Annotated in this window: 20 protein-coding genes; 14 read left to right on the top strand and 6 right to left on the bottom strand. The window is 43.1% G+C overall.

The features are described from left to right. The 8 genes from atpH (at nt 1) to AV939_RS19840 (ending at nt 7,769) form a co-directional block, all read left to right on the top strand. Nucleotides 1-534 carry a F0F1 ATP synthase subunit delta gene (gene atpH / locus AV939_RS19875; protein WP_061998125.1) on the top strand — a complete coding sequence of 178 codons (534 nt, stop codon included), beginning with the start codon at nt 1-3 and terminating at the stop codon, nt 532-534. 13 nt (nt 535-547) lie between these two features. Next, complete coding sequence (atpA, locus tag AV939_RS19870; protein ID WP_061998124.1) at nt 548-2,089, top strand: F0F1 ATP synthase subunit alpha; 1,542 nt, start codon at nt 548-550, stop codon at nt 2,087-2,089. A 62-nt stretch (nt 2,090-2,151) separates the two neighbouring features. Then, nucleotides 2,152-3,012, top strand: a complete 861-nt coding sequence (atpG, locus tag AV939_RS19865; protein WP_057795063.1) for a F0F1 ATP synthase subunit gamma — start codon at nt 2,152-2,154, stop codon at nt 3,010-3,012. Nucleotides 3,013-3,045: 33 nt separating this feature from the next. Next, entirely contained in the window at nt 3,046-4,431 is a 1,386-nt protein-coding gene (atpD, locus tag AV939_RS19860; RefSeq protein ID WP_013786810.1) for a F0F1 ATP synthase subunit beta, read from the top strand. 58 nt (nt 4,432-4,489) lie between these two features. Next, nucleotides 4,490-4,906 carry a F0F1 ATP synthase subunit epsilon gene (locus tag AV939_RS19855; RefSeq protein WP_057795065.1) on the top strand — a complete coding sequence of 139 codons (417 nt, stop codon included), beginning with the start codon at nt 4,490-4,492 and terminating at the stop codon, nt 4,904-4,906. A gap of 198 nt (nt 4,907-5,104) precedes the next feature. Further along, nucleotides 5,105-6,019, top strand: a complete 915-nt coding sequence (locus AV939_RS19850) for a hypothetical protein (protein ID WP_061998123.1) — start codon at nt 5,105-5,107, stop codon at nt 6,017-6,019. Between the two features lie 152 nt (nt 6,020-6,171). Then, entirely contained in the window at nt 6,172-7,134 is a 963-nt protein-coding gene (locus AV939_RS19845) for a hypothetical protein (protein ID WP_061998122.1), read from the top strand. A gap of 35 nt (nt 7,135-7,169) precedes the next feature. Further along, nucleotides 7,170-7,769 carry a glutathione S-transferase family protein gene (locus AV939_RS19840; RefSeq protein ID WP_057795071.1) on the top strand — a complete coding sequence of 200 codons (600 nt, stop codon included), beginning with the start codon at nt 7,170-7,172 and terminating at the stop codon, nt 7,767-7,769. A 3-nt stretch (nt 7,770-7,772) separates the two neighbouring features. Here the strand turns inward: AV939_RS19840 and AV939_RS19835 are convergent, their stop codons facing one another. Continuing rightward, the gene (locus tag AV939_RS19835) at nt 7,773-8,354 is read right to left on the bottom strand and encodes a DTW domain-containing protein (RefSeq protein WP_061998121.1); all 582 of its coding nucleotides are present in this window, start codon (nt 8,352-8,354) and stop codon (nt 7,773-7,775) included. Between the two features lie 66 nt (nt 8,355-8,420). On the opposite strand from AV939_RS19835, the gene AV939_RS19830 reads away from it, so the two are divergent. From AV939_RS19830 to AV939_RS19820, 3 genes are all read left to right on the top strand, one after another. After that, on the top strand, nt 8,421-8,759 hold the full coding sequence (locus AV939_RS19830; RefSeq protein ID WP_061998120.1) for an MGMT family protein: 339 nt from the start codon (nt 8,421-8,423) through the stop codon (nt 8,757-8,759). A gap of 74 nt (nt 8,760-8,833) precedes the next feature. Continuing rightward, a complete protein-coding gene (locus tag AV939_RS19825) occupies nt 8,834-10,027 on the top strand; it encodes an HD-GYP domain-containing protein (RefSeq protein WP_061998119.1) in 1,194 nt (397 codons plus the stop codon). Nucleotides 10,028-10,545: 518 nt separating this feature from the next. After that, entirely contained in the window at nt 10,546-11,181 is a 636-nt protein-coding gene (locus AV939_RS19820; RefSeq protein ID WP_057795078.1) for an OmpA family protein, read from the top strand. Between the two features lie 30 nt (nt 11,182-11,211). Here AV939_RS19820 and AV939_RS19815 read toward each other — a convergent pair whose 3' ends face one another. The 4 genes from AV939_RS19815 to AV939_RS19800 all read right to left on the bottom strand — a co-directional run bounded on the left by AV939_RS19815 (nt 11,212) and on the right by AV939_RS19800 (nt 15,927). Beyond that, nucleotides 11,212-11,775, bottom strand: coding sequence for a nuclear transport factor 2 family protein (locus tag AV939_RS19815; RefSeq protein WP_057795079.1), 564 nt, complete (start codon nt 11,773-11,775; stop codon nt 11,212-11,214). Nucleotides 11,776-11,959: 184 nt separating this feature from the next. Then, entirely contained in the window at nt 11,960-12,961 is a 1,002-nt protein-coding gene (locus tag AV939_RS19810; protein WP_061998118.1) for a LacI family DNA-binding transcriptional regulator, read from the bottom strand. 74 nt (nt 12,962-13,035) lie between these two features. Further along, nucleotides 13,036-14,568, bottom strand: a complete 1,533-nt coding sequence (locus tag AV939_RS19805) for an MFS transporter (RefSeq protein WP_061998117.1) — start codon at nt 14,566-14,568, stop codon at nt 13,036-13,038. A 21-nt stretch (nt 14,569-14,589) separates the two neighbouring features. Continuing rightward, the gene (locus AV939_RS19800) at nt 14,590-15,927 is read right to left on the bottom strand and encodes a GH1 family beta-glucosidase (protein ID WP_061998251.1); all 1,338 of its coding nucleotides are present in this window, start codon (nt 15,925-15,927) and stop codon (nt 14,590-14,592) included. A 516-nt stretch (nt 15,928-16,443) separates the two neighbouring features. Between AV939_RS19800 and AV939_RS19795 the strand changes: the two genes are divergently transcribed. The 3 genes from AV939_RS19795 (at nt 16,444) to AV939_RS19785 (ending at nt 22,681) form a co-directional block, all read left to right on the top strand. Further along, nucleotides 16,444-19,380, top strand: a complete 2,937-nt coding sequence (locus tag AV939_RS19795; RefSeq protein WP_377895461.1) for a TonB-dependent receptor — start codon at nt 16,444-16,446, stop codon at nt 19,378-19,380. 162 nt (nt 19,381-19,542) lie between these two features. Further along, nucleotides 19,543-21,186, top strand: coding sequence for a tryptophan halogenase family protein (locus AV939_RS19790; RefSeq protein WP_061998115.1), 1,644 nt, complete (start codon nt 19,543-19,545; stop codon nt 21,184-21,186). After that, nucleotides 21,164-22,681, top strand: a complete 1,518-nt coding sequence (locus AV939_RS19785) for a tryptophan halogenase family protein (protein ID WP_061998114.1) — start codon at nt 21,164-21,166, stop codon at nt 22,679-22,681. The genes AV939_RS19790 and AV939_RS19785 overlap by 23 nt, the downstream gene beginning before the upstream one ends. A 45-nt stretch (nt 22,682-22,726) precedes the next feature. Here AV939_RS19785 and AV939_RS19780 read toward each other — a convergent pair whose 3' ends face one another. Next, nucleotides 22,727-23,164: an SRPBCC family protein gene (locus AV939_RS19780; RefSeq protein ID WP_061998113.1), complete on the bottom strand. Its 438-nt coding sequence runs from the start codon at nt 23,162-23,164 to the stop codon at nt 22,727-22,729. Nucleotides 23,165-23,302 lie beyond the last annotated feature (138 nt).

The following is a 23,302-nucleotide window of genomic DNA, read 5'->3' as shown; positions in this document are numbered from 1 at the left end:
ATGTCTGAATTGACAACCGTTGCTCGTCCTTACGCTAAAGCAGCTTTCGATTTCGCCGTCGAGAAGAATGCCATTGCGAAGTGGCAAGAAATGCTGACCTTTGCAGGTGCAGTAGCACAAAACGATGATATGCATCAGTTGTTATCTGGAGCAGTAGCTGCAGATACCTTAGCTGAGATTTTCATCAATGTATGTGGTGAGCAACTCGATGATCATGGTCAGAACCTTGTTAAGGTTCTGGCTGAAAATAAACGTTTAGCCGCGTTGCCTGAAATTTCAGATGTGTTTGATGCCTTTAAAGCGGATTACGACAAAGAAATTGAAGTGGACGTAACTTCAGCCTCTGCGCTGAACGATGCACAGAAAACCGATTTGGTTGCATCGTTGGAAAAACGTTTGGCACGTAAAGTGAAGCTTAATTGTAACGTGAATCCTGACCTGATCGCTGGCATGGTTATTAAAGCCGGCGATACAGTAATAGATGGTTCCGTAAAATCGAAATTGAACCGTCTAGCAGACGCGTTGCAAGCATAACGGGGATAAGAGCATGCAACTTAATTCCACTGAAATTGCTGAACTGATCAAGAAAAGAATTGAGCAGTTCAATGTAAGCAGTGAAGCACGCAATGAAGGTACTATCGTCGCAGTAACTGACGGTATTATCCGCATTCATGGCCTTGCCGATGTAATGCAAGGTGAAATGATTGAGCTTCCTGGAAGCCGCTACGCTATTGCACTAAACCTTGAGCGAGACTCTGTAGGTGCGGTTGTAATGGGTCCATATGCGGACTTACAGGAAGGCGTAAAAGTACAATCTACTGGCCGTATTCTTGAAGTACCAGTTGGTAATGCCCTACTAGGTCGTGTTGTAAACACACTTGGTGAGCCTATCGACGGTAAAGGCGCCATTGATGCAGCTGGCTTTGAGCCAGTAGAAAAGATTGCACCTGGTGTAATCGAGCGTCAATCGGTAGATCAGCCAATCCAAACTGGTTATAAGTCAGTTGATGCCATGATCCCAGTTGGTCGTGGTCAACGTGAACTTATCATCGGCGACCGTCAGTGTGGTAAAACCGCAATGGCAATCGACGCTATCATCAACCAAAAAGGTACAGGCATTAAATGTGTGTACGTAGCGGTTGGTCAAAAAGCTTCTACTATCGCTAACGTGGTACGTAAGCTTGAAGAGCACGACGCATTGGGTCACACCATTATCGTTGCTGCTTCTGCGTCTGAGTCTGCTGCATTGCAATACCTTGCACCATACTCTGGTTGTACTATGGGTGAATACTTCCGTGACCGCGGTGAAGATGCGCTAATCGTATATGATGATTTGTCTAAGCAAGCTGTTGCTTACCGTCAAATTTCTTTGCTACTTAAGCGTCCTCCTGGTCGTGAAGCTTACCCTGGTGACGTTTTCTATCTTCACTCTCGTTTGCTAGAACGTGCTGCTCGTGTAAACGAACAATACGTTGAGCGTTATACAAACGGTGAAGTGAAAGGCAAAACCGGTTCATTAACTGCGCTTCCAATTATCGAAACGCAAGCTGGTGACGTATCTGCTTTCGTACCTACCAACGTAATCTCGATTACAGATGGTCAGATCTTCTTAGAAACTGACTTGTTTAACGCAGGTATCCGTCCAGCGGTTAACGCTGGTGTATCGGTATCTCGTGTTGGTGGTGCTGCGCAAACTAAAATCATCAAGAAGCTGGGCGGTGGTATTCGTCTTGCACTTGCTCAGTATCGTGAATTGGCGGCATTCTCGCAGTTCGCATCTGACCTTGATGACGCAACCCGTGAGCAACTTGAGCACGGTGAGCGCGTAACAGAGCTAATGAAACAGAAACAATATGCACCACTGTCTATTGCAGATATGGGCGTATCATTGTTCGCGGTTGAAAAAGGTTTCCTTAAGGACGTTGAGCTTGGCAAAATCTTAGATTTTGAAGCTGCTCTTCATTCTTACATGAACAGCGAAAACGCTGACCTTATGAAGACTATCAACGAAACTGGTAACTTCAACGACGAAATCGCCGCTAAGTTAACTGACGCTTTGACACAATTTAAAGCGACACAAACTTGGTAATCAATGCAGCCGATGATGTGTAAACACCATCGGCTTCACGTTGAGTAATCGGAGAGATAGTCATGGCCAGCGGTAAAGAAATAAAAGGTAAGATTGGGAGTATTAAAAATACTCAAAAGATTACCAGTGCAATGGAAATGGTTGCTGCGTCCAAAATGAAACGGGCGCAAGAACGTATGGCCTCTGGCCGTCCATATGCGCAAAACATGCTAAAAGTGATTGGTCACATTGCTAACGGTAACCTTGAGTTCCGCCATCCTTATTTGGAAGAGCGTGAAGTTAAGCGCGTCGGCTACATTGTGATTTCTACTGACCGAGGCTTGTGTGGTGGCTTAAACAGTAATGAATTTAAGCTTGTCACTCAGGACGTCAAAAAATGGCGTGACCAAGGTGTAGAAGTGGACTTCGCTGCATTAGGTTCTAAAGCGTGCTCTTTCTTCAACCGTTTTGGTGGTACTTTGCTTGCCGCTGAATCTGGATTGGGTGATAAGCCGTCTGTGAGCGATGTAGTAGGTGTTGTACGCGTAATGCTTAAAGCATACGACGAAGGCAAATTAGACCGAGTTTTCTTGGTATTTAATGACTTCGTAAACACCATGACACAGAAGCCTGTGATCAATCAGTTATTGCCTTTGCCAAAGTCTGAAGACGAAGAATATAAGCATCGTTGGGACTACATATACGAACCAGATCCAAAAGAAATTTTGGAAGCATTAATGGTGCGTTACATTGAGTCTCAGGTTTATCAGGGTGTTGTAGAAAACGCGGCGTCAGAACAAGCTGCGCGAATGGTTGCCATGAAGGCAGCAACCGACAATGCTGGTGACTTAATTGATGAGTTACAACTGATATATAACAAAGCGCGTCAAGCTGCAATCACACAAGAAATTAGTGAGATTGTGAGCGGTGCCGCAGCGGTGTAGGCAAAGGTTTCTAAAAGATAACGAGGACAAATTATGAGTCAAGGTAAGGTCGTCCAAATCATTGGCGCCGTTGTGGACATTGAGTTTCCACAAACTGCGGTACCAAGAGTTTATGACGCACTACGAGTTACCGAAGGTGGCTTGTCTGGGTTAACCCTAGAAGTGCAACAACAATTAGGTGGCGGTGTAGTTCGCTCTATCGCCCTAGGTTCTACTGATGGCTTACAGCGCGGTTTGGCTGTAGAGAACACTGAAAATCCTATTATGGTTCCAGTGGGTACAGCTACACTCGGCCGTATCATGGACGTATTGGGTAACCCAATCGACGAAGCAGGCCCAATTGGCGAAGAAGACCGTATGTCTATTCACCGTGCAGCGCCTAGCTACGAAGATCAGTCTAGCTCAGTAGAATTACTAGAAACTGGTATCAAAGTAATCGACCTAGTTTGCCCATTCGCTAAGGGTGGTAAAGTTGGTCTATTCGGTGGTGCTGGTGTAGGTAAAACTGTAAACATGATGGAGCTTATCCGTAACATCGCAATCGAACACAGTGGTTTCTCTGTATTCGCTGGTGTTGGTGAGCGTACTCGTGAAGGTAACGATTTCTATCATGAAATGAACGACTCTAACGTACTTGATAAAGTATCGTTGGTTTACGGCCAAATGAATGAGCCTCCTGGTAACCGTTTACGTGTTGCTTTGACAGGTCTTACTATGGCTGAGAAGTTCCGTGACGAAGGTCGTGACGTACTTTTCTTCGTAGATAACATCTACCGTTATACCCTAGCTGGAACAGAAGTATCTGCTCTTCTAGGTCGTATGCCGTCTGCGGTAGGTTACCAGCCTACGCTTGCAGAAGAGATGGGTGTACTTCAAGAACGTATTACGTCAACGAAGACAGGTTCAATCACGTCAATCCAAGCGGTATACGTACCTGCGGATGACTTGACGGATCCATCTCCGGCAACCACCTTTGCTCACTTAGACGCAACAGTTGTACTTTCTCGTGATATCGCGTCTCTTGGTATCTACCCTGCGGTAGACCCACTAGATTCAACTTCACGTCAGCTTGACCCATTAGTTATCGGTCAAGAGCACTACGACGTAGCACGTGGCGTACAAACTGTACTTCAGCGTTACAAAGAGTTGAAAGACATCATTGCCATCCTAGGTATGGACGAGTTGTCTGAAGAAGACAAGCAAGTAGTATCACGTGCTCGTAAAATTCAGCGCTTCCTTTCTCAGCCTTTCTTCGTAGCAGAAGTATTCACTGGCTCTCCAGGTAAATATGTATCGCTTAAAGACACTATCAGTGGCTTTAAAGGTATCCTGGAAGGTGAATATGACTCTCTACCAGAACAAGCCTTCTACATGGTTGGTTCTATCGAAGAAGCGCAAGAGAAAGCCAATAAAGCATAATTATGTGGCTGACTCTGTCAGCCTATTAATGTGCTAACGTACCTAATCAGGAGGTTCTATGGCAGCAATGACAGTACATTTGGACGTAGTAAGCGCAGAAAAAGAAATTTTTTCTGGTCTTGTCGAAACGATCCAAGTGACAGGTAGCGAAGGTGAACTAGGTATACACCCAGGTCACGCGCCACTTATCTCTGCTATTAAACCTGGTATGGTGCGTTTGGTTAAGCAGTTCGGTGAAGAAGAAATTATTTACGTTGCTGGTGGTGTACTAGAAGTACAGCCTGGTAATGTCACCGTACTGGCTGATACTGCGGTTCGTGCAGAAGATCTTGACGAGCAAGCAGCAGAAGAAGCCAAACGACGTGCTGAAGAGCACATCGCCAACCCAGGCGCAGACTTTGATTACGCAGAAGCAGCTCAAGAGCTGTCTGAAGCTATCGCACAACTTCGCCTTATTCAGAAGTTACGCAAGTAATCTAATAGCTGTTCATAAAAACCCGCCTTTTGGCGGGTTTTTTTATTTAAATAGATGGATAAACAGTGTGAATAAAGACGCCAATCGATTAATATAAGGATTGCTGAATGTAATGATTGTCTACGCAGATTGTGACTAATTAGTAGTAATATAAAAGCAGTCTGTCCGTATCCTTTCGTTAGTAGATACGATGGTTTTATGAAAGTAGCTCCTCCAACTAGTAAACCGCAACAGTTTATTGGATTATTTCCTTTATTAGTTTTATTAGCGATACCGCTATTGAATATGTACTCGGGTGCCTTTTACTGGCCGGATTCAGGCGATATGGTTGCACAGCGAAGCTTTAATTCTGCGGTAAGTATTTCGTTATTTATTGGGTATTTTTGGTTTAGCTTTCGTTACATTCATCAAAACGTAGCCAGCAGTTTAATTTCTTTATTGGTAAAAAAAAATCAGCTCGGTCAGTTTTCAGTACACAGGCAAAAGCTAACGAAAGCGTTTCATCACCAAATTGTAAACTCATTGATAATTTCATCTATGTTCATGGCTGTATTAGCATTTCTAGGCGATGTTAGTAATGAAAGCTATAACATCAAAGGCATTTCATACATTGCATCATTTGTTACTTTTAGCCTTCTCACTTCCTTATTTTTGTTTCAAGTAAGATCGAATGTGACCTACCTGCTAAGACAGGTACTTCCAGGAACCAATAAGTCCTCTGACTATTGGGCGTCTTTTAGCGTAATTACCAAGCTTTCTCTGACTAATGCCCTATTTGCCTTAGGCCTATTAACCGTTCTGCCAATATTTTGGTTTAACGTTGTAGTGTCACCTTTGGAAGTGATAGCGGTGGTAAGTATGTCACTGTTAATTGTGGCATATACATTCACGCCCTTGTTGAAATTAAAATTGATTTTAAAGCAGCAGAAAACTCGTACCTTAAACCAAGGTCAAAGTGTTACGAACAATCACAACCGCGATGATAGGCAGCCAAAAGTGGTTCGTGCACCCAGTGAAGTATGCAACAGCAGTGATAAACTAAAAACAATAGCTGCGTTAATATTGGTTCCCGTATCGTGGGGACTGGTGTCAATGGTTGAAACGTTGATTTAGCTCGTCAGCTTTACAGCCAATCTTAGAAGACGATATTTAAGTACTTTTTAAATTTGGTTTGCTCTTCCTATACCCGTATAATTCACAGTTCAGCGTTCAGTAAACGCAAACGTCCTCTTTCCTATTGATTAAAACTAGCGATTAAAAATACGATGAAGTTCAGTGCTTACGAGAGTAACCGCAATGTAGTAAGTGTATGGGCGTACCCACTCTTCTTAGTATTAATTTTGCTACTTATACATAATTGGACCGGTGCATTAACATGGCCTGTTCTTGATGATGACCATCAACGAGATTTTAATACGGCGCTAGGCACTACGCTGCTTTCTGGATTTTTTTGGCTTACGATTAGAAATGTGCATAAGAATGCGGCAAGTACGTTAATTGCAGTGTTAGTAAGCTTAGAAAAATTAAGTCAGTATAATCATCATCGCGGTGTGTTAAGTAGGCAGTTCGCTAGACACCTCATGTGGTCAACCTCGGTTGGGGTTATCATGCCCGTGGCTTATTTATTATCAGAAGGGCTTGTGATACGGATAGATGAGCCAGAAGTACTTGTTATCGCACTTACATCCATCCCTTTTTGGTTATTGTTAACGCTCTTTATTTTACAGGTATTTAGCAACACTCATTATTTGCAGAAGCTGGCATCAACAGAACATTCTTATTCTATAAAAGAGCTGAATTCGCTGCGTGAAATATTCAACATGGCCCTGTCGAATACCTTGATTGCGGTTAGTGGATTTGCGTTAACACCGATTTTTTGGATCAACAAACCTGTCCCTTTCTTCGACATTGTGATTCTCACCGTTTACGCCGGTTTAATTTCAGCGTATTTGTTTTTACCCATGATAATAGTGGCTAAACGAATGCGTACCGTGTCAAACATCATGATGACAGAGCATGAAAGCGAAATTACTCAGTTAATTCGTCAGCAGGCAAATAGCGGCGAAACGTCAACGCTAAGTAAGAAAATAGAGTCGATAGAAACCAATAAAGAAACGTTACGTAAAATTTTGAGCAAATCCCAAAAGCTTAGATTGCTTATGTGCATGATGCCTTTACCAACTTCTTGGTTTGTCTTTCTATTTGTAGAATACTTCTACTACGGGTAGCTTATAGAGTAAGTAAATTTCAAAAGGAGAGTGACATGCTAATTTACGGTGATAAGCGGTCTGGTAATTGCTATAAATTGCAGCTTTTGCTGGCATTACTTGGGAAGGCATGTGAGTGGATTGATGTCGATATTCTTAAAGGAGAGTGCCGAACAGATGCCTTCCTAGCTAAGTCCCCTAACGGTAAAATTCCTATTCTAGAGCTAGATGATGGACGTGTGTTGTCTGAGTCTAACGCCATAATGCATTATTTAGCATCGGGCTCTACGTTCATACCCACCTCACCCTTTACTTTTGCCACTTTATTACAATGGCAATTCTTCGAGCAATACAGTCACGAACCCTATATTGCGGTCGCGCGCTATATCAACCTTTACCTTGGATTACCTGAAGATAAAAAAGCAGAATATGAGGCGAAGCAAGCTGGCGGCTACAGAGCGCTTGAAGTAATGGACAAACAACTTAGTCAAACCCCGTTTTTGCTAGGTAATCATGTTTCGCTGGCAGATATCTCACTATTTGCCTATACCCATGTTGCACACGAGGGAGGCTTCGATCTTGCTGCTTACCCCGCGATAAGAAACTGGATAACACTGATTAAAGATCAAAAAGGGTTTATTCCAATGGATGCCTAGGGGTTAGGTTTCTCGCTGGTGGGATTTTGGCCCTCTCCAATTATCTTGCATGGCCTCTTGTAACTTTATGAAAGGCTGAGTATCAATATTATATAGTGTGTTTAATGTATAGGCCGTTGCTTCAAGAGTTGATAACCCTTTACGAATTCGAGTATGCCTTATTCTATATTGTGTAGAGGGGGCGTGCTCGAAATGAAAGCTCGGTATAGACGATAACCATGGAAATTGTTGTAACACAGCGTAAGCTTGCTTCCAGCTACCGTCTATGACTAATAGAGTTTGAAGCGCTGAAGCAATATGCTCTCGTTGTGACTCAAGTGCAATACTCCGTTCACTGGGGTATAAAAGTGCTGTTGATTGAACACTGCATCTTGAAGCTAATAATTCCATTTCGCTGATACTATCGGTGGTAATTATTTCCACATCGTTAGCACAAAGCTTTATTAGTCTCGCCGTATTTTTAGCATTGGCAGACTCTTTAACGTGTTGAATTAAAATAATTTTGATTGGTATTATAACCAAAGATACCGCATCACAAATACAGGTGCTTATAGGGTAATTGCACTGTTTACATTTAGCTCTCATAGTCGTGTTTTGTAAAATTCCGTGTTCTTAAATCGTTAAAAATAGTTAGAATGGATAATATGCATTATGGTTAATGTAGCGATACAATCCAAAATACTAAAAACGCTTTCAATTGTACCAAGTGGTTTCGTAGTCAGCTATGGGCAGTTAGCAGACCTTGCAGGTTTGCCCGGTAAGGCTAGACTTGTAGGTAAATGTTTAAAAGACTCTGATGCGACTACTCGATGGCATCGAGTTATAAGATCCGATGGAAAAATAGCATTTCCGGCAGGTTCTGAGCTAGCAGAAGAGCAACGATCATTACTTGTATCGGAAGGGGTGGTAGTTAAAAACCATAGAGTGAACATGAAAGTTTATGGTTGGAAACCTAGTTTATATACTTTATTGGCAGAACTAGAGAAGTAATTATATGGACTTATGCTTGGCATAATTTATCACACAGTAGGTGTGGCGTTTTTTAAAGTGGTATTTCACTCATAATGCTTAAAAAAATTACAATAAAGGACTTGAAGCCAGGGATGTTTGTTCATCAGATCCTGGAGCAAAAGGGCCAACTTTCAGTTAAAAGCCAAGGACGAGTTACCTCGCAGGCTATTGCTGATGCTCTTAAAAAGAAAGGCGTGCTAACCCTTGTTGTCGATACTGATAAAGCGTTTAGTGTATCTTCAGGTGAACCTGCACCTAAAAAAGAAGCGCCGATAAGCAAAAAAATCGAAGAGAAAGCGCCTAAGGTAAGCCTTGAAAACGAATTGACACGCGCAACTAAGTTGCACGTTCAAGGTAAGCGCATCCAAAAGCAGCTGCTTAACAGTGTTAAAAAAGCACAGCCTTTTGATAGCAGTATTCCGAAAGAATTTTCAGCAAAGTTGGTTTCTTCAGTAGACCGCAACCCCGATGCGTTATTGTGCCTGACGAAAATTCGTGAAAAGGACGATTACCTACTCGAACATTCTTTGAATGTGGCCATATTACTGGCTAACTTTGGTCGTCATTTAGGGATGTCTGAAAGTGAAGTTCAAGATCTCTCCTATTCAGGCTTTCTTCACGATCTTGGTAAAATTCAAATACCCGATGAAATTCTGCATAAGCCTGGCCGTTTAACCGATGATGAAATGGACATTATGAAAGGGCATGTTAAACATGGTGTCGATTATTTGAATGAAACCGACTTAGACAAGGCCTTAATTAGAACTATCAGCGAGCATCATGAGCGCTTAGATGGTTTAGGGTACCCTATGGGCACTAAAGGTGAAAATATTAGCCGTGAAGGCCGCATGTTAGCTATTGCGGATATGTACGATGCCCTAACTGCAGATAGAGTTTACAAATCTGGCATGTCGAGCCAAAAAGCGTTTTCTATTTTACTCAGTGATGCGCCGTCTCGATTAGATTTACCATTAGTTCAACAATTCATTAAATGTATGGGGATCTATCCGGTAGGAAGCCTAGTACTCCTATCGAACGAACGACTTGCGATGGTTTTAGAGCAAACAGATTCCCCATTAGCGCCTAAAGTTAAGGTATTTTATTCTGTAAGAAATGCACATTTCTTGGAACCAAAAGATATCGACTTAGCGTCGGAAAAAACCGTTAAGGTTTCAAAAGCGGCTATTGCTTCTGATTATAAAATTGATGTGAACGCCTTTTTCGAACGCTCGGTGTCTATTGGGTAAGCGCGTTAAATACAATACAGTGTATATATTCGGTATAAGTTCAGCATTGGGATAGGCACACACCGTCGTAGAAATGCGACTAAGTAAGAACGTTGCGTTGGTCTGTACCCTTTACAAAGATTTTCGCGTTATATATCTCAACATTAATTAAACGGCGGGCGCAGACAGCTCGTATTTACGCGTTTATCAAAATATTACTTGTCGAAGTAAGGCATCCCACGGCTAGCACTACAGGCAGCCGTTTAGCTTACGTTCAGTTTACTTCCTCTATAATGCCCTTAACGTTTTTTGTTTATTGGTTACACTCAAGCCAATTGATGAATGTGGAATACATATTGCTGCACTTCCTGCTTAACAGTGTTTAATAAATATTGCTCAACAATTATTGCACAATGTAATGAGGCGATAATTTAATAGCAGTAAAGATAGAAGTGACGCGAGTGTGCAAGTGGAAAGCTTAAAAGTAAGCGTAAGCTCGCCTTCACCGTAATAATTAATAACGACGTACCGAGGATGTTATGAAAAAGAAAATAGGAATTACTTTAATTGCGGCATCTTTAGCCGTTGCCGGCTGTGCTAATGATCCTTCAAACTCTCAGAAAGGCGCAGCCATTGGAGCTGTTGTAGGCGCATTGTTAGGTAAGGCAACGGGAGATAATGACAAAAGTCGTTACGCTTGGGGTGCGGCAGTAGGTGCAATTGCAGGTGGCGCAATTGGCGGTTACATGGACAAGCAAGAAGAAGCGCTTCGAAGTGAATTATCTGATACCGGCGTTCAAGTGGTTCGAGAAGGTGATAACTTACGTTTGATCATGCCTGGCGATATAACTTTTGCTACAGACAGTTCTTCTATCAGCCCCAACTTTAACCCAGTCCTTCAAGATGTTGCGAAAGTAGTAAACAACTACGAAAAAACAGTGCTGATGATAAAAGGTCACACTGATGACACAGGCTCGGAACAATATAACCAAGGGTTGTCTGAGCGCCGTGCAGGTGCAGTTAGAAACGTACTATTGAACTACAGCGTTAACTCTACACGTATCACTACAGTAGGTATGGGTGAGTATCAACCTAAAGTGCCAAACGATACTGCTGCTAATAGGTCGATGAACCGCCGCGTAGAACTCGAGATTCAGCCGCTAACTCAGTCATAGCGTTAGCTGTTAACCAAAAAAAAAGGGCCTTTATTGGCCCTTTTTTCTGTGTGATTTAATTTGCTCTGCAACGCTATCGGCTAGCGCATTCGGAATGGGAATGGTTAAGTGGTATTGGCTTACTTTCCACTCGTTGTTCACAAGTACCAATACTCCAGTTCCACGTGTTACCCCTAAACTATCATTGTCTAGAAGTTCATCGAACCACGCTACGTCGCGATTATTAGAAAAATATATATGCCTTGAATGGGGTGTATATGTCCAACCCCGCCCTTTTGAAAAATGAGGTTGTGCGTATGCTTTAAAGGCATTAATGGTCCATATCTCATTAGCATCTGTTCCAATGAAAACGGCATTGTCGCTATACAGTGAAAAATAATCATCGAAGTTTGCATCGGAAGCAAATTGGTGTAGTGAATCAAGCACCCTATTTACCTTTTCTTCAGCTTCTAGCAAGGGCTGAGCTTTGCTATTATGAGATTTGTTACTCTGAGCTTTGACAAAGATATGCGGTTGTACCGTTGAGGTTAATGCCTCAGCAGCAACAGCATTTAAACAACTTAGAAAGAAATAAAGGGTAATAGTTAAACGCATATAAGTCGCTCCGAAAGAACACTAGAGGTTTCACATGAAACATGTGCAAAGCAGTTTATCGTAAATAGAAACAGTGCAATAGCGCTGTTTCGCTTTGTTCATGTGTGCTTATGCGCGCTTAAAAAGACACCTATTCCGAGCCCTTTATAGGGATCTCATAATAGAGAGAGCTTAGAAGAAAAACCTAGGCCTCATACGCCATAGTTGACTCTCGTACAATCAACGAAGGTTGAAACAATGTTTGCACTTCATCTTTGTAACCATAAACCACATTTAAAATATGACGTGCTGACATTGCAGCCATGTCGGATATAGGGTTGCTAACCGTGGTGAGGCGTGGGAATACATGGTGAGCAAAAACAGCATCATCAAAACCTACAATAGACAAATCTTGTGGCAGGTTCATTCCTAAATCTCTAGCGCAACTCATCGCGCCTGAAGCCATCCAATCATTAGCACATACCAGCGCTGAAAAAGGCGAATCTCCTGACAGCAGCTCCAATAGACCAGCTTTACCATCTTCTTCAGTGTAATCCCCTTCAAAAACTAAGTTCGGTGTAAAGGCTATACCTGCTTCTTTGAGCGCGCGTTTATGACCGGCTAATCGTTGATTGGCGTCGCATTTATCAGAAGGCCCCGATATATAGGCAATACTTTTATGGCCTAGGCTAATTAGGTGTTGAGTAGCTAAATAGCCGCCTTTTTCATTGTCTAACACAATACACCCTTCACCCACGCCATTAACTTGGCGGTTAACCAAAGAAATTGGGAGGCGAGAAGCATTAAGTGTTTTTAAATACTCATCACTCATGGCTTCAGCGTGCATGATGATAGCATCGCAATTACGGCCAATTAAAAACTCGACGGCATCTTGTTCGGTTTCTAAATTATTGTGTCCTACCGTAATAATAACGTGCTTATCAGCGGCCCTTAGCGTTAGCTCTACAGCTTGCATCAAGTCACCAAAAAATGGCGAGTTTAGTTCTGAAACTAGAATGCCAACACTATCTGAGCGACTGGTGGCCAGTGAACGGGCGATAGAGTTGGGGCGGTAGTTTAGCGCTAGCATGGCTTCTTCTACCTTGGCTTTTAAGGCGGGATTTACAGTAGTTTTACCGTTCAATACCCGAGATACCGTTGACAACGAGACCCCTGCCTTATCAGCTACTTCATAGATTGTTGCCACGTATCACTTCCCCCAACTTAGTTTTGATGCTCATTAATGCAGTGTTCGCATTATATAAAGCATTATGCCGTTATTCAGGCAGTTGCGCTACGACGCTTGAGTAAAGTCTCTGTCACTTCTTGCTGGCGCGCATCGGTAAGCGGATAAAACATAATAAGGAGTGCGCCGGCTATACCGAAACAGGCAGGTATCCAGCTCATCAATGCTTGCATACCTGGAAGGGTTTGCGTAATAGAATCAACTTGCATGCCGTCATAGCCATAACTGCCTAGCACTAACAGTACTAATGCGCCCGCAAAGCCCCCACCAGTTTTCTGTACGAAAGACCCTGCCGAGTATATTAAGCCTGTTGCTCGTCGGCCTGTGCGCCATTCGTTATAGTCTGCAGAGTCGCCCAACATGGAAAAGAATAAGGTTGGCATTATCGCAGCGAAAAATTCCGCACCACAGCCTAATACAAATATGCCCGTCACAGATCCTTGTGGCACAAAGTAAATCGCACATGTCAGAGCGCTGCTGGCCAATAACGAGATAACAAATAGCTTTTTCCGGCCCATATAACGCGACAGCGATGGCGTCGCCAATGCGCCCAATATCGAGACCACCAATAAGGCGATAAAATAGTATCCAGTGAGCAATTCATCTCCAACGTAATACTTGAAGTAATAGGCAATGACACCGTACTTAATGCCATTAAACATCATAGTAAGGAAGCCCATACCTAACAAAATGACCCATGGCTTATTGGTAAGCAAATCAATGATGTCTTGTTGTGAACGGCTATTTTGCGCTTCAGGTCGGTTAACAAGGCGCTTAATGAAGAAAGAGGTTACAGAAATAACGACAACGAAAGCGATACCACTAGGCCAATTTCGATAATAGAAAAAGGCCGTTATGGCTGACAGTGGAAATAGAATGAGTGGTAATTGACGAGACAAATCCTTTAGCTCTTGAAGTAAGCTTGCTCCGTCGTTTTGCACGACTGGCACCCTTTCTTTAGTGGTCGCTACCGTTGTGAACATGAGTGCGACCAACAGGGTAGCAAAAAGATACATGGCATATTGATACCCCTTTGCGGTATTGCCTTCTCCGAAAAATTCAACCAGCATCGGTAAACAACCCATAACTAGCAGGCCGCCCATAAACGCCCCAGCAAATCGAAAGCCAGATAAACTGGTGCGTTCCCTATCATCACTTGTCATCACGCCCATTAATGCGGAATAAGGTACGTTATTCACCGTGTAAGCTAGCGTTAGGCCTATATAGGTTAGGTAGGCATAGATAAGCTTATTTGAATAAGAAAAATCAGGGGTGGTGAAACACAGCACCATAAATAAGCCTAGAAATGGGGTAGAACCTAATATCCAAGGTCGAAATTTACCCAGTTTAGTTTGTGTTCTATCAGCAATCATTCCCATGATAATGTCGGTGACACCATCAGTAAGGCGTACCACCAAAAAAAGCATAGCGGCCGCAGCCGCCGTTAACCCAAACGTATCGGTGTAGAACACCGCTAAGTATGCAAGGGCACCACGCCAAACTAGATTAGCCGCTGCATCACCCAACCCATAACCAATCTTTTCCCTTACACTTAACGAATGATCCACAGCGTATTCCTTTTATTTTTGTTATTTACGGCTAGCTAATAAACGTTGGTAAGCCTTCGCGCTATTCTTAAAAGTACGTTCTTGCGTATCAAAATCAACATATACAAGCCCGAATCGTTTTTCATAGCCCTCAGCCCATTCGAAGTTATCCATGAGGCTCCACGCGAAGTAACCACTCACTTCGACGCCAGATTCCATTGCCTCGTTAACCGCGTTTAAGTGACCCGTGTAATAGTCGATTCTACCCTCATCATCTACCATACCATCTTCAACGGCATCTGCCATGGCAGCCCCGTTTTCAGTAATGTACACAGGAGGTAGTTTATAGCGCTTATTCAAAGAAACGAGTAGTTCGCGTAAGGCTTCAGGGTAAATTTCCCAACCGATATCTGTCATGGGTGCTTGATGGGCGTGCTCGTGGAATAGGTTTTCAGCTTTAATGGGGGCAGAGTAGTGAAGTCGGGTGTAGAAATTAATACCAAGAAAATCTAAAGGCTGACAGATAATTTCCATATCGCCTGATTCAATAGGAGGTTTATCATTATCTGCTAATGCATCAATAACATAGGGGTAACTACCTTCCATTACAGGTTGCATATACCATTGATTAATATATTGATCTGCCATTTCTGTAGCAAGTTTGTCGGCCTCTGAATCTGATGCGCTGTAGCATGGTGTAAAATTTAAAACGATGCCGTTCAAAGCATGAGGAGCATTCTTTCTTAAAACTTGCATGCCTAATCCGTGGGCAAGTAAAATGTGATGTGCGGCCGCTCTACCCCGCTTTCTCCCTTTTCGTCCAGGGGCATGAACACCAATTTCGTAGCCTAAGTATGCAGAACAAAATGGTTCATTAAAGGTGGCATAGGAATAAACTCGCTCACCAAGGGCAGCGGTAATTTTGTCTGCATAGTTTGCAAAATCGTACGCGGTCTGACGATATAGCCACCCGCCTTTATCTTCTAAATACTGTGGTAAATCCCAATGATAAAGGGTAACAAAAGGCTTTATGTTCGCTTCAATTAATACATCAAGTAATTGAATATAAAAAGAAACACCCTTTTCATTTAGTTCTCCATCCTGATTCATTACTCGTGGCCAAGATATAGAAAAGCGATACGCATCTACGCCAAGCTGTTTAAGCATTTCGACATCATCACGCCATCTAAGAACATGTTCACACGCTACCACGCCATCAGAATTATCAGCTACTGCCCCAGGGGTACGACAAAAAACATCCCAAATACTCTCCATTCGGTTTTCAGCATCCCCCTCTATTTGAAAAGAAGAAGTTGCTGTTCCAAACGTAAATTGTTTTTCTAGCATTGGGCTTGTTTTGGGTAGCTCTATGTCTTTCATCATTTCTTAGGATCCTATTACAATTCTCAATAATGTAGCGAGGTGAAGGTTGGAAAGCGTGAGAAATAAGCGCGATGGATGACTTCACCTATTTTGTTTATAGCATGAACTCAACATTTTGAGAAAGCGCTTTCTTTGTAAAGTTGTTATATTTTATCTTTACGTTAGAAAATGCCCGTTTACATTTGGTCTAGATTAGTCAATTAATAATATTCTAGGAGATAACTCAAGGTTATGATTTTAAATAATAAATATTAATGTAACTAGGTTTTCGATTTGAAGCTGGCTTTTCGTTGTGAACTTTGTGTGAAAAAAATGTTGATCTTTAGTCTAGGATGACTTAGTTTTGAGAAAGCGCTTTCTCTTGCGGGTGTTTCGTTGATAAACCTGAGAAAGCCCTTTCTTGGGAAGCGCTCATCACTCAGCACAACATAAGAGAGAAAGACAGTGACACATAACAAGCTATACAAATCTAAAATCGCTACTAGTCTGTCTTTAATATTGGGAACAGGCCTGATGTTCCCAGTACAAGCACAGGAAGCTAGCGAAAATGACAATATAGAAGTCATTCAAGTATCTGGAATTCGAAGCAGTGTTCAAGAATCGATGGGCATTAAGCGTGATTCGGCGGGTGTTGTTGATGCTATTTCCGCTGAAGACATTGGCAAGTTTCCTGATACAAACTTGGCAGAATCCCTTCAACGTATTACCGGTATATCGATAAGCCGAAATAACGGTGAAGGTAGCCAAATTACAGCACGTGGTTTCGGGCCAGATTTTAACATGGTGACGCTAAATGGCAGAACGATGCCAGGCGCAGCATTACCTAATGGTGGTAGCGTTGGTAATTCCCGTGCATTTAACTTTTCTGATTTAGCCTCTGAAAGTGTCCGCGCTGTTGAGGTTTATAAAACTGGGCGTGCAAGTATAGCGACCGGTGGTATTGGTGCCTCGGTAAATATTCGTACCGCAAGACCATTTGATGCCTCTGAAACTGGAATCATGGCCAGTGTTGGCGCGAAAGCATTGCATGACACCACAAACCGCGTAGGTGACGATGTCACTCCAGAGTTGTCTGGTTTTATTAATTACTTAGACGACGATAGAAAATTCGGCGTGACCTTTACTGGCTCTTATCAACAACGTGATAGTGCAGCACAAGGCGCTTTCGTCAATCAATGGCGAGTAAACCCATTTGATGGCACAGTGCCACAATCTCCCGATCCAGCAAATCCCGATAGTGGCGACCCTATCGTTTTAAATAATGCCCCAGCTATGGGGCAGTTATTTGGTATCCCTTCAGATTTACGTTATTACATGGCAGATAGAGAGCGTGAGCGTACCAACGCCCAGCTTACTTTTCAGTATGCGCCTAGTGATGACCTAGTGGCTACCTTAGACTATACGTATTCAAAGCAAGACTTATATGAAGCTCGTGCGGAACAGTCAATTTGGATGGACGACCGTTACTTTACGAACTTAACTTTCGATGACAATACGGTTAAAACCCCCGTACTTATCACGCAAGAGCGTAGAGATTTATTGCCTCGAGATTTAGGCCTGGCGTTACAAGAGCTTAATCAGGTTAACGAAAATAAATCGGTAGGTTTTAACGTCAAATATTTTGCTACTGATGATTTAACGCTTCATTTCGACTTGCATAACTCTACAGCAGAAGGTCGACCAGACTCGCCTTATGGTACATGGACAAACCTTGGTCTTGGTGCGAATGTTGCCCGCGGTCAAGGTGTCGATTTCTCCGGTGACTTCCCTATCATGATGCTAGATTTTGACGATGTTTCTCGTACAAATTTAAACGGAAATGGCGTACTGGATCAAGACGATGTGGGTACATCAATTCTTGATATGAACTTTGCTTCACAAGAAACTGAAATCACCCAAGCTCGTATCGACGGCACCTATGCGATGGATACCGGAAGCATTAACTTCGGTATTGAATCTCGTGCTATGGAAAGTACTTCGCTTCAATCACTTACTCGTCATACCATGGGTAACTGGGGTATTGAAAACCCAGGTGAATTACCAGCAGGTTCATTAACCCCGCTCGATTTAGCCAGTGAGTTTAGCGATTTCAACACCACAGGTATGTTTTCACAAGGTTTCACCGGGAGTGTGGCTGAAATTGGTGCATTCGCAGCCGAAAAGTATGGTTTCGATTTACTTGCCAATAACCCATTTGCAACTAACCGTACCATTGAAGAAGATATTACGTCGGTTTATTTCGAGTTCGATTTATCCGGTGAGCTCAATGGTATGGAATACAACCTATTGACCGGTATTCGTTACGAAAATACGGATGTTACTTCTATTGCGAATATCAGTTTGCCTAGCGGGATTGCATGGGAAGGTAACAACGACTTTAACGTTCGTTTCGGTAGCGACATGGAAGATGTGGAAGTTGATTCAAGTTATGATCACTTCCTTCCTGCGTTAGATTTCGATATCGAAGTAATGGAAAATGTGATCGCACGTTTCTCATATAGCAAAACCATCGCCAGACCGACTTATAACAACTTAAGTGCGGCTTCTACCGTTGGTACGCCAAGTAGCCCCACCCTTCTTAGTGATGGCCCAACGGCAACGGCAAGTTCTGGTAACCCGGCCCTTATACCTCTTGAATCTGACAACGTAGATTTGTCACTGGAATACTACTTTGATGAAACCAGTTACGTATCGGTAGGTTTTTACGATAAACGCGTTAAAAACTTTATTGGTAACGAGCAGGTTGAAGAGAATATTTTTGGCCTAACTGATGCTACCGCAGGTCCTCGTGCACAAGCTGCTATGGACGAGCTTGAAGCGCGCGGTATTCCTATCAGCGATACCTCGTTATTTAACATGGTTGCTGCAATGGAAAATGGTGTCGATTACGACTCTATGACCGATGAACAGTTCGAAGCAGAATACGACATTATTCCAAATGGTGACGATCCATTGATGACTTTCATCAATTCGAAGCCTGTGAATAACAAAAATGCCAATATTTACGGATTTGAGCTGGCTGCACAACACTTCTTCGGCGATACCGGTTTTGGTATTCAAGCGAACTATACAACGGTTACGGGTGACATCGGGTTTGATAATAATGCAAACCCAAGTATTACCCAGTTTGCGTTAGTCGGCTTGAGTGATACCGCCAACTTGATATTCATGTATGAAATGGATGCACTTCAAGCACGTATTGCCTATAACTGGCGTGATAAGTTCTTAGATACCACGTCTCAATATGTGAATGAGCCAGGCTATACAGAAGCATACTCGCAAATTGATTTTAGTATGTCGTATGAAGTGTCTGAAGCATTGACTGTATCGTTTGAAGGAATAAACATTACCGATGAAAATATTCGTCGACACGGAAGAACCAGCGCTATGCTGTGGCAACTAGATGAATTAGGAGCGCGTTATGCATTGGGTGCGCGTTACACCTTTTAAATAAAGCGTACGCTTAGATGATATATGGCCTATTGGGGTGGAATGCGTTGCACCTCAATGGGCTTTTTTGTCATAGTGGAGACTGAATAAAACAGTAAAGTAAACACAACGCTTAGCAATAAAGAAACAAGCCCTCTACACTTAATGAAAAAGGGATAAACAGTGTCGAACCAACCTATTAAGCATGTAGTCATTGTGGGCGGTGGAACCGCTGGTTGGCTGTGCGCTGGAGTATTAGCCGCTAGGCTGGGTAATCGCATCGGCAACAGTGACGAAAGCGCAATTAATATAACGCTGGTGGAGTCGCCTAATGTGCCAAGTATTGGCGTGGGGGAAGGTTCTTGGCCTTCATTACGCGATACACTTCAAGAAATAGGTATCAAGGAAGCAGAATTTCTTACTTGCTGTAACGCATCCTTCAAACAAGGTTCTACCTTTGCTGGCTGGCGAAACGGTCAACAAAATGATAATTATCAACACCCTTTCACTACACCCACAGGCTATACTGAACTTGATATTCACCGTTGCTGGCAACAGTTTTTCAGTAACGAATCGTTTGAGCAAAGCTTTTGCTTACAACCCGATATTTGTCATGCTGGACTAGCACCAAAGCAAAACTCCACGCCTGAATATGCTTACGTACTGAATTACGGCTATCATTTTGACGCCTCCGCATTAGCGACCCTGCTTACAAACCATTGTAAAACCAGCTTAGGTGTAAAGCACACGCAAGCGCATATTGCGAACGTGGTTACACAAGATAATGGCGATATTGAGGCGCTGGTGACTGAAAGCGGCGATACAATTAAGGGTGACTTGTTTATTGATTGTAGTGGTCAACAAGGGCTGTTAATCGATAAACATTACCATGTGCCTTGGCACTCAGTGTCATCGGTGCTGCTAAATAACCGCGCTGTGGCCGCACAAGTACCTTATGGCAGCAGCGATATAGAGGGCTCAGCCGACAGCATAGCCTCAACGACAATCGCCACAGCCCAAACCTGCGGATGGACGTGGGATATTGGCTTGCAACACCGCCGTGGTGTGGGGCTAGTTTATGCCAGTGAGTATGCGAGTGAGGAAGATGCAGAATCTATACTGCGCGAACACTTAGCGAAGCAGTTGCCTAAAACTGAGATAGAGAAACTCAACTATAGACATTTACAGTTCGACCCAGGCTACCGAAAGCAATTTTGGGTGAATAACTGTATTGGTATGGGTATGTCATCAGGCTTTATCGAGCCGTTAGAGGCCTCGGCAATTGCGATGGTTGAATTGGGTATTCGCATGCTGTGCGATCAGTTTCCGCAGAACCGAAAACACATGAACCACGTGGCCAGGCGTTACAATCAGCGTTTTACCTATCGCTGGGAAAGAGTTATCGACTTTTTAAAACTACACTATGTATTAAGCGAGAGAACAGAGCCATATTGGAAAGCGCAGCGAAGCGAAAACAGCATTCCAGACTCGCTAAACGCCTTACTCGATTTATGGCAGTACCAAGCCCCCTCTCGTTACGACCTTATTGAAAACGAAGAGATCTTTCCCTCAGCAAGCTATCAGTATATTTTGTATGGAATGGGTTTTCACACCAATGGCCGGCAGCTTGATAAAAACAGCGACATGGTGAATAAAGCCTTCGCGGTAAAACAGAGCTTACAACAAGGCAAACGCCAATTGCTTGCTGGATTGCCAACTAACCGCGATTTACTCACCGCCATTTCTCATTGTGTAGAGAAAGAAACCACAACAAATAATAACGACAAGAAAGAAGGACCTCGCCATGATGTCATCGGATTCCGATAATTCAAACACTTCGGGAGCGAAAACTAGCCCAGTAAAGCGTGTCGTGATTGCAGGTGGTGGCACCGCTGGCTGGATGGCGGCGACAGCGCTTTCAAAATTACTTGGTAAATCACTTTCCATTACGCTGGTAGAGTCAAAAGATATCGGCATTGTGGGAGTTGGCGAGGCGACAATTCCCCCTATTCGTACTTTCCACAAACTACTCGGCATAGACGAAAAAGCCTTTATGCGTGCCACTAACGCTACCTATAAATTAGGCATTGAGTTTGAAAACTGGCGAGAGCAAAATCACAGTTACATCCATTCATTTGGCGTAACAGGTCGAGAGTGCTGGGCGGGTGAATTTCACCATTTTTGGCTGCGGGCAAAAGCCCTCGGTTTTGGTGGTGACTTCGGTGATTACTGCACCGAATTAAAAGCCGCGCAAGCAGGTAAATTTGCCTATAGCGAACGTATGCCAATGAACTTCGCCTATCACTTTGACGCCGTGGCCTACGGTCGCTTTTTAAAAGGGGTGGCAGTAGAGGCGGGAGTGACCCATATTGAAGATGATATTCAGCATGTAAGTAAATGCTCACAAACGGGTTATATAACAAGTATAAAGTTATCGGGTGATAAAGAAATTGCTGGCGACTTATTTATCGATTGCACGGGGTTTAAGGGACTTTTAATAGAAAAGGCGCTTCACACCGGGTACGAAAACTGGAGCCATTGGCTTCCCTGTGACAGCGCTTTAGCAGTGCAAACCGCGTCGACGGGGGCACCCATCCCCTACACAAAAAGTGTGGCACATACTGCAGGTTGGCGCTGGAAAATTCCGCTTCAAAATCGGGTGGGTAATGGATTGGTTTATTGCAGCAATTATATGAGCGATGACGAAGCCAAAAACACCTTATTAGATGCTATAGAAGGCGATACCCTAAACGAACCAAGAATCATAAGGTTCACGCCAGGTAAGCGTCGATTGGGGTGGAATAAAAACTGTGTAGCATTAGGGTTAGCCAGCGGTTTTATCGAACCATTGGAGTCAACCAGCATTCACTTGATCATGACGGGTATTGTTCGCCTAATGCGCTTGTTTCCATTTGATGGAATAACCCAATCGACGGTAGATGAATACAACAATAAGTACGACAGTGAAATGGCAGCCATTCTCGATTTTATTGTGATGCACTATAAGGTGACTAACCGAGAAGACAGTCCGTTCTGGGATCACTGCAAAAGCATGGAAATCCCCCCTTCTCTCACCCACAAAATAAACCTATTTAAACAAACCGGAAGAGTGTTTCTAGATGATGGGGATATCTTCCGTGTCGATTCATGGACACAAGTTATGATGGGGCAAGGCTTGTTGCCACAGCAGTATCATCGGGTAGCCGATGAAATGTCTGAAACCGAACTTGAGCGTTTTCTAGCAGGCTTGAAGCAGCAGGTAGATAATCAAGTATTGGCTTTACCTAGCCATGAGCAATTCTTGAAGCAATATTTGGGATAGCACGGTACTTTTTAGGTTGGGATAGTATTGAAGCAGTCCATATCGTTACATATTCCCAATCTGCTTTAGAATGCTGCCGAAGGCTTTGCCACCGTTCTTTTGGATTTGCTTATCGAAATACAAGCTACCAAGAATAAATGTCGTGATATGACCTATCGAGCGCCAGGTAACATGGGTTTTGCCATCTATTTCTTTTAAAGTGATTTCACCTAGCTTGTGGTCATATGGAAGAGGCTTCGATTTCACTACCTTATAGCCGAGTTTATAGGGAGGATCGTAGGCGACTATTTCTTCATGCAGGTTGGCCCCACCCGCAATAATCTCTCGCACAGCACCAAGGCCATTTTTTGCCAACTTACCTTCAACAGCAAGGTTAGATGCTTCCACGCCCTTGAATTGCGCATAGTTTGCATGGTCACTTAGCTTGGCAAAAACAAAGTCTATCGGCTTGTCGATAATGCGCTCTACATGTATTGAAAACATTCACCGCCCTCGTTGAATTTATTGTTATTGAATACGACTAATTTACTCACTTATTATCCAAATATAAAGCAACGGTTATATAGCTCAAATAAGCATTCTTTATTAGTAACTATAGAAGAACTTCCTCGACATAAATAT

The sequence above is a fragment of the Alteromonas sp. Mac1 genome, assembly GCF_001562125.1.
GTDB classification, from domain to species: domain Bacteria; phylum Pseudomonadota; class Gammaproteobacteria; order Enterobacterales; family Alteromonadaceae; genus Alteromonas; species Alteromonas stellipolaris.
Note: the sequence above shows the minus strand (reverse complement) of the source record. Positions and strands in the feature narration are given on the sequence as shown.

Coding starts and splice junctions, on each gene's coding strand:
- atpH (WP_061998125.1), top strand. CDS start 1: ATGTCTGAATTGACAACCGTTGCTCGTCCTTACGCTAAAGCAGCTTTC.
- atpA (WP_061998124.1), top strand. CDS start 548: ATGCAACTTAATTCCACTGAAATTGCTGAACTGATCAAGAAAAGAATT.
- atpG (WP_057795063.1), top strand. CDS start 2,152: ATGGCCAGCGGTAAAGAAATAAAAGGTAAGATTGGGAGTATTAAAAAT.
- atpD (WP_013786810.1), top strand. CDS start 3,046: ATGAGTCAAGGTAAGGTCGTCCAAATCATTGGCGCCGTTGTGGACATT.
- AV939_RS19855 (WP_057795065.1), top strand. CDS start 4,490: ATGGCAGCAATGACAGTACATTTGGACGTAGTAAGCGCAGAAAAAGAA.
- AV939_RS19850 (WP_061998123.1), top strand. CDS start 5,105: ATGAAAGTAGCTCCTCCAACTAGTAAACCGCAACAGTTTATTGGATTA.
- AV939_RS19845 (WP_061998122.1), top strand. CDS start 6,172: ATGAAGTTCAGTGCTTACGAGAGTAACCGCAATGTAGTAAGTGTATGG.
- AV939_RS19840 (WP_057795071.1), top strand. CDS start 7,170: ATGCTAATTTACGGTGATAAGCGGTCTGGTAATTGCTATAAATTGCAG.
- AV939_RS19835 (WP_061998121.1), bottom strand. CDS start 8,354: ATGAGAGCTAAATGTAAACAGTGCAATTACCCTATAAGCACCTGTATT.
- AV939_RS19830 (WP_061998120.1), top strand. CDS start 8,421: ATGGTTAATGTAGCGATACAATCCAAAATACTAAAAACGCTTTCAATT.
- AV939_RS19825 (WP_061998119.1), top strand. CDS start 8,834: ATGCTTAAAAAAATTACAATAAAGGACTTGAAGCCAGGGATGTTTGTT.
- AV939_RS19820 (WP_057795078.1), top strand. CDS start 10,546: ATGAAAAAGAAAATAGGAATTACTTTAATTGCGGCATCTTTAGCCGTT.
- AV939_RS19815 (WP_057795079.1), bottom strand. CDS start 11,775: ATGCGTTTAACTATTACCCTTTATTTCTTTCTAAGTTGTTTAAATGCT.
- AV939_RS19800 (WP_061998251.1), bottom strand. CDS start 15,927: ATGAAAGACATAGAGCTACCCAAAACAAGCCCAATGCTAGAAAAACAA.
- AV939_RS19795 (WP_377895461.1), top strand. CDS start 16,444: ATGTTCCCAGTACAAGCACAGGAAGCTAGCGAAAATGACAATATAGAA.
- AV939_RS19785 (WP_061998114.1), top strand. CDS start 21,164: ATGATGTCATCGGATTCCGATAATTCAAACACTTCGGGAGCGAAAACT.
- AV939_RS19780 (WP_061998113.1), bottom strand. CDS start 23,164: ATGTTTTCAATACATGTAGAGCGCATTATCGACAAGCCGATAGACTTT.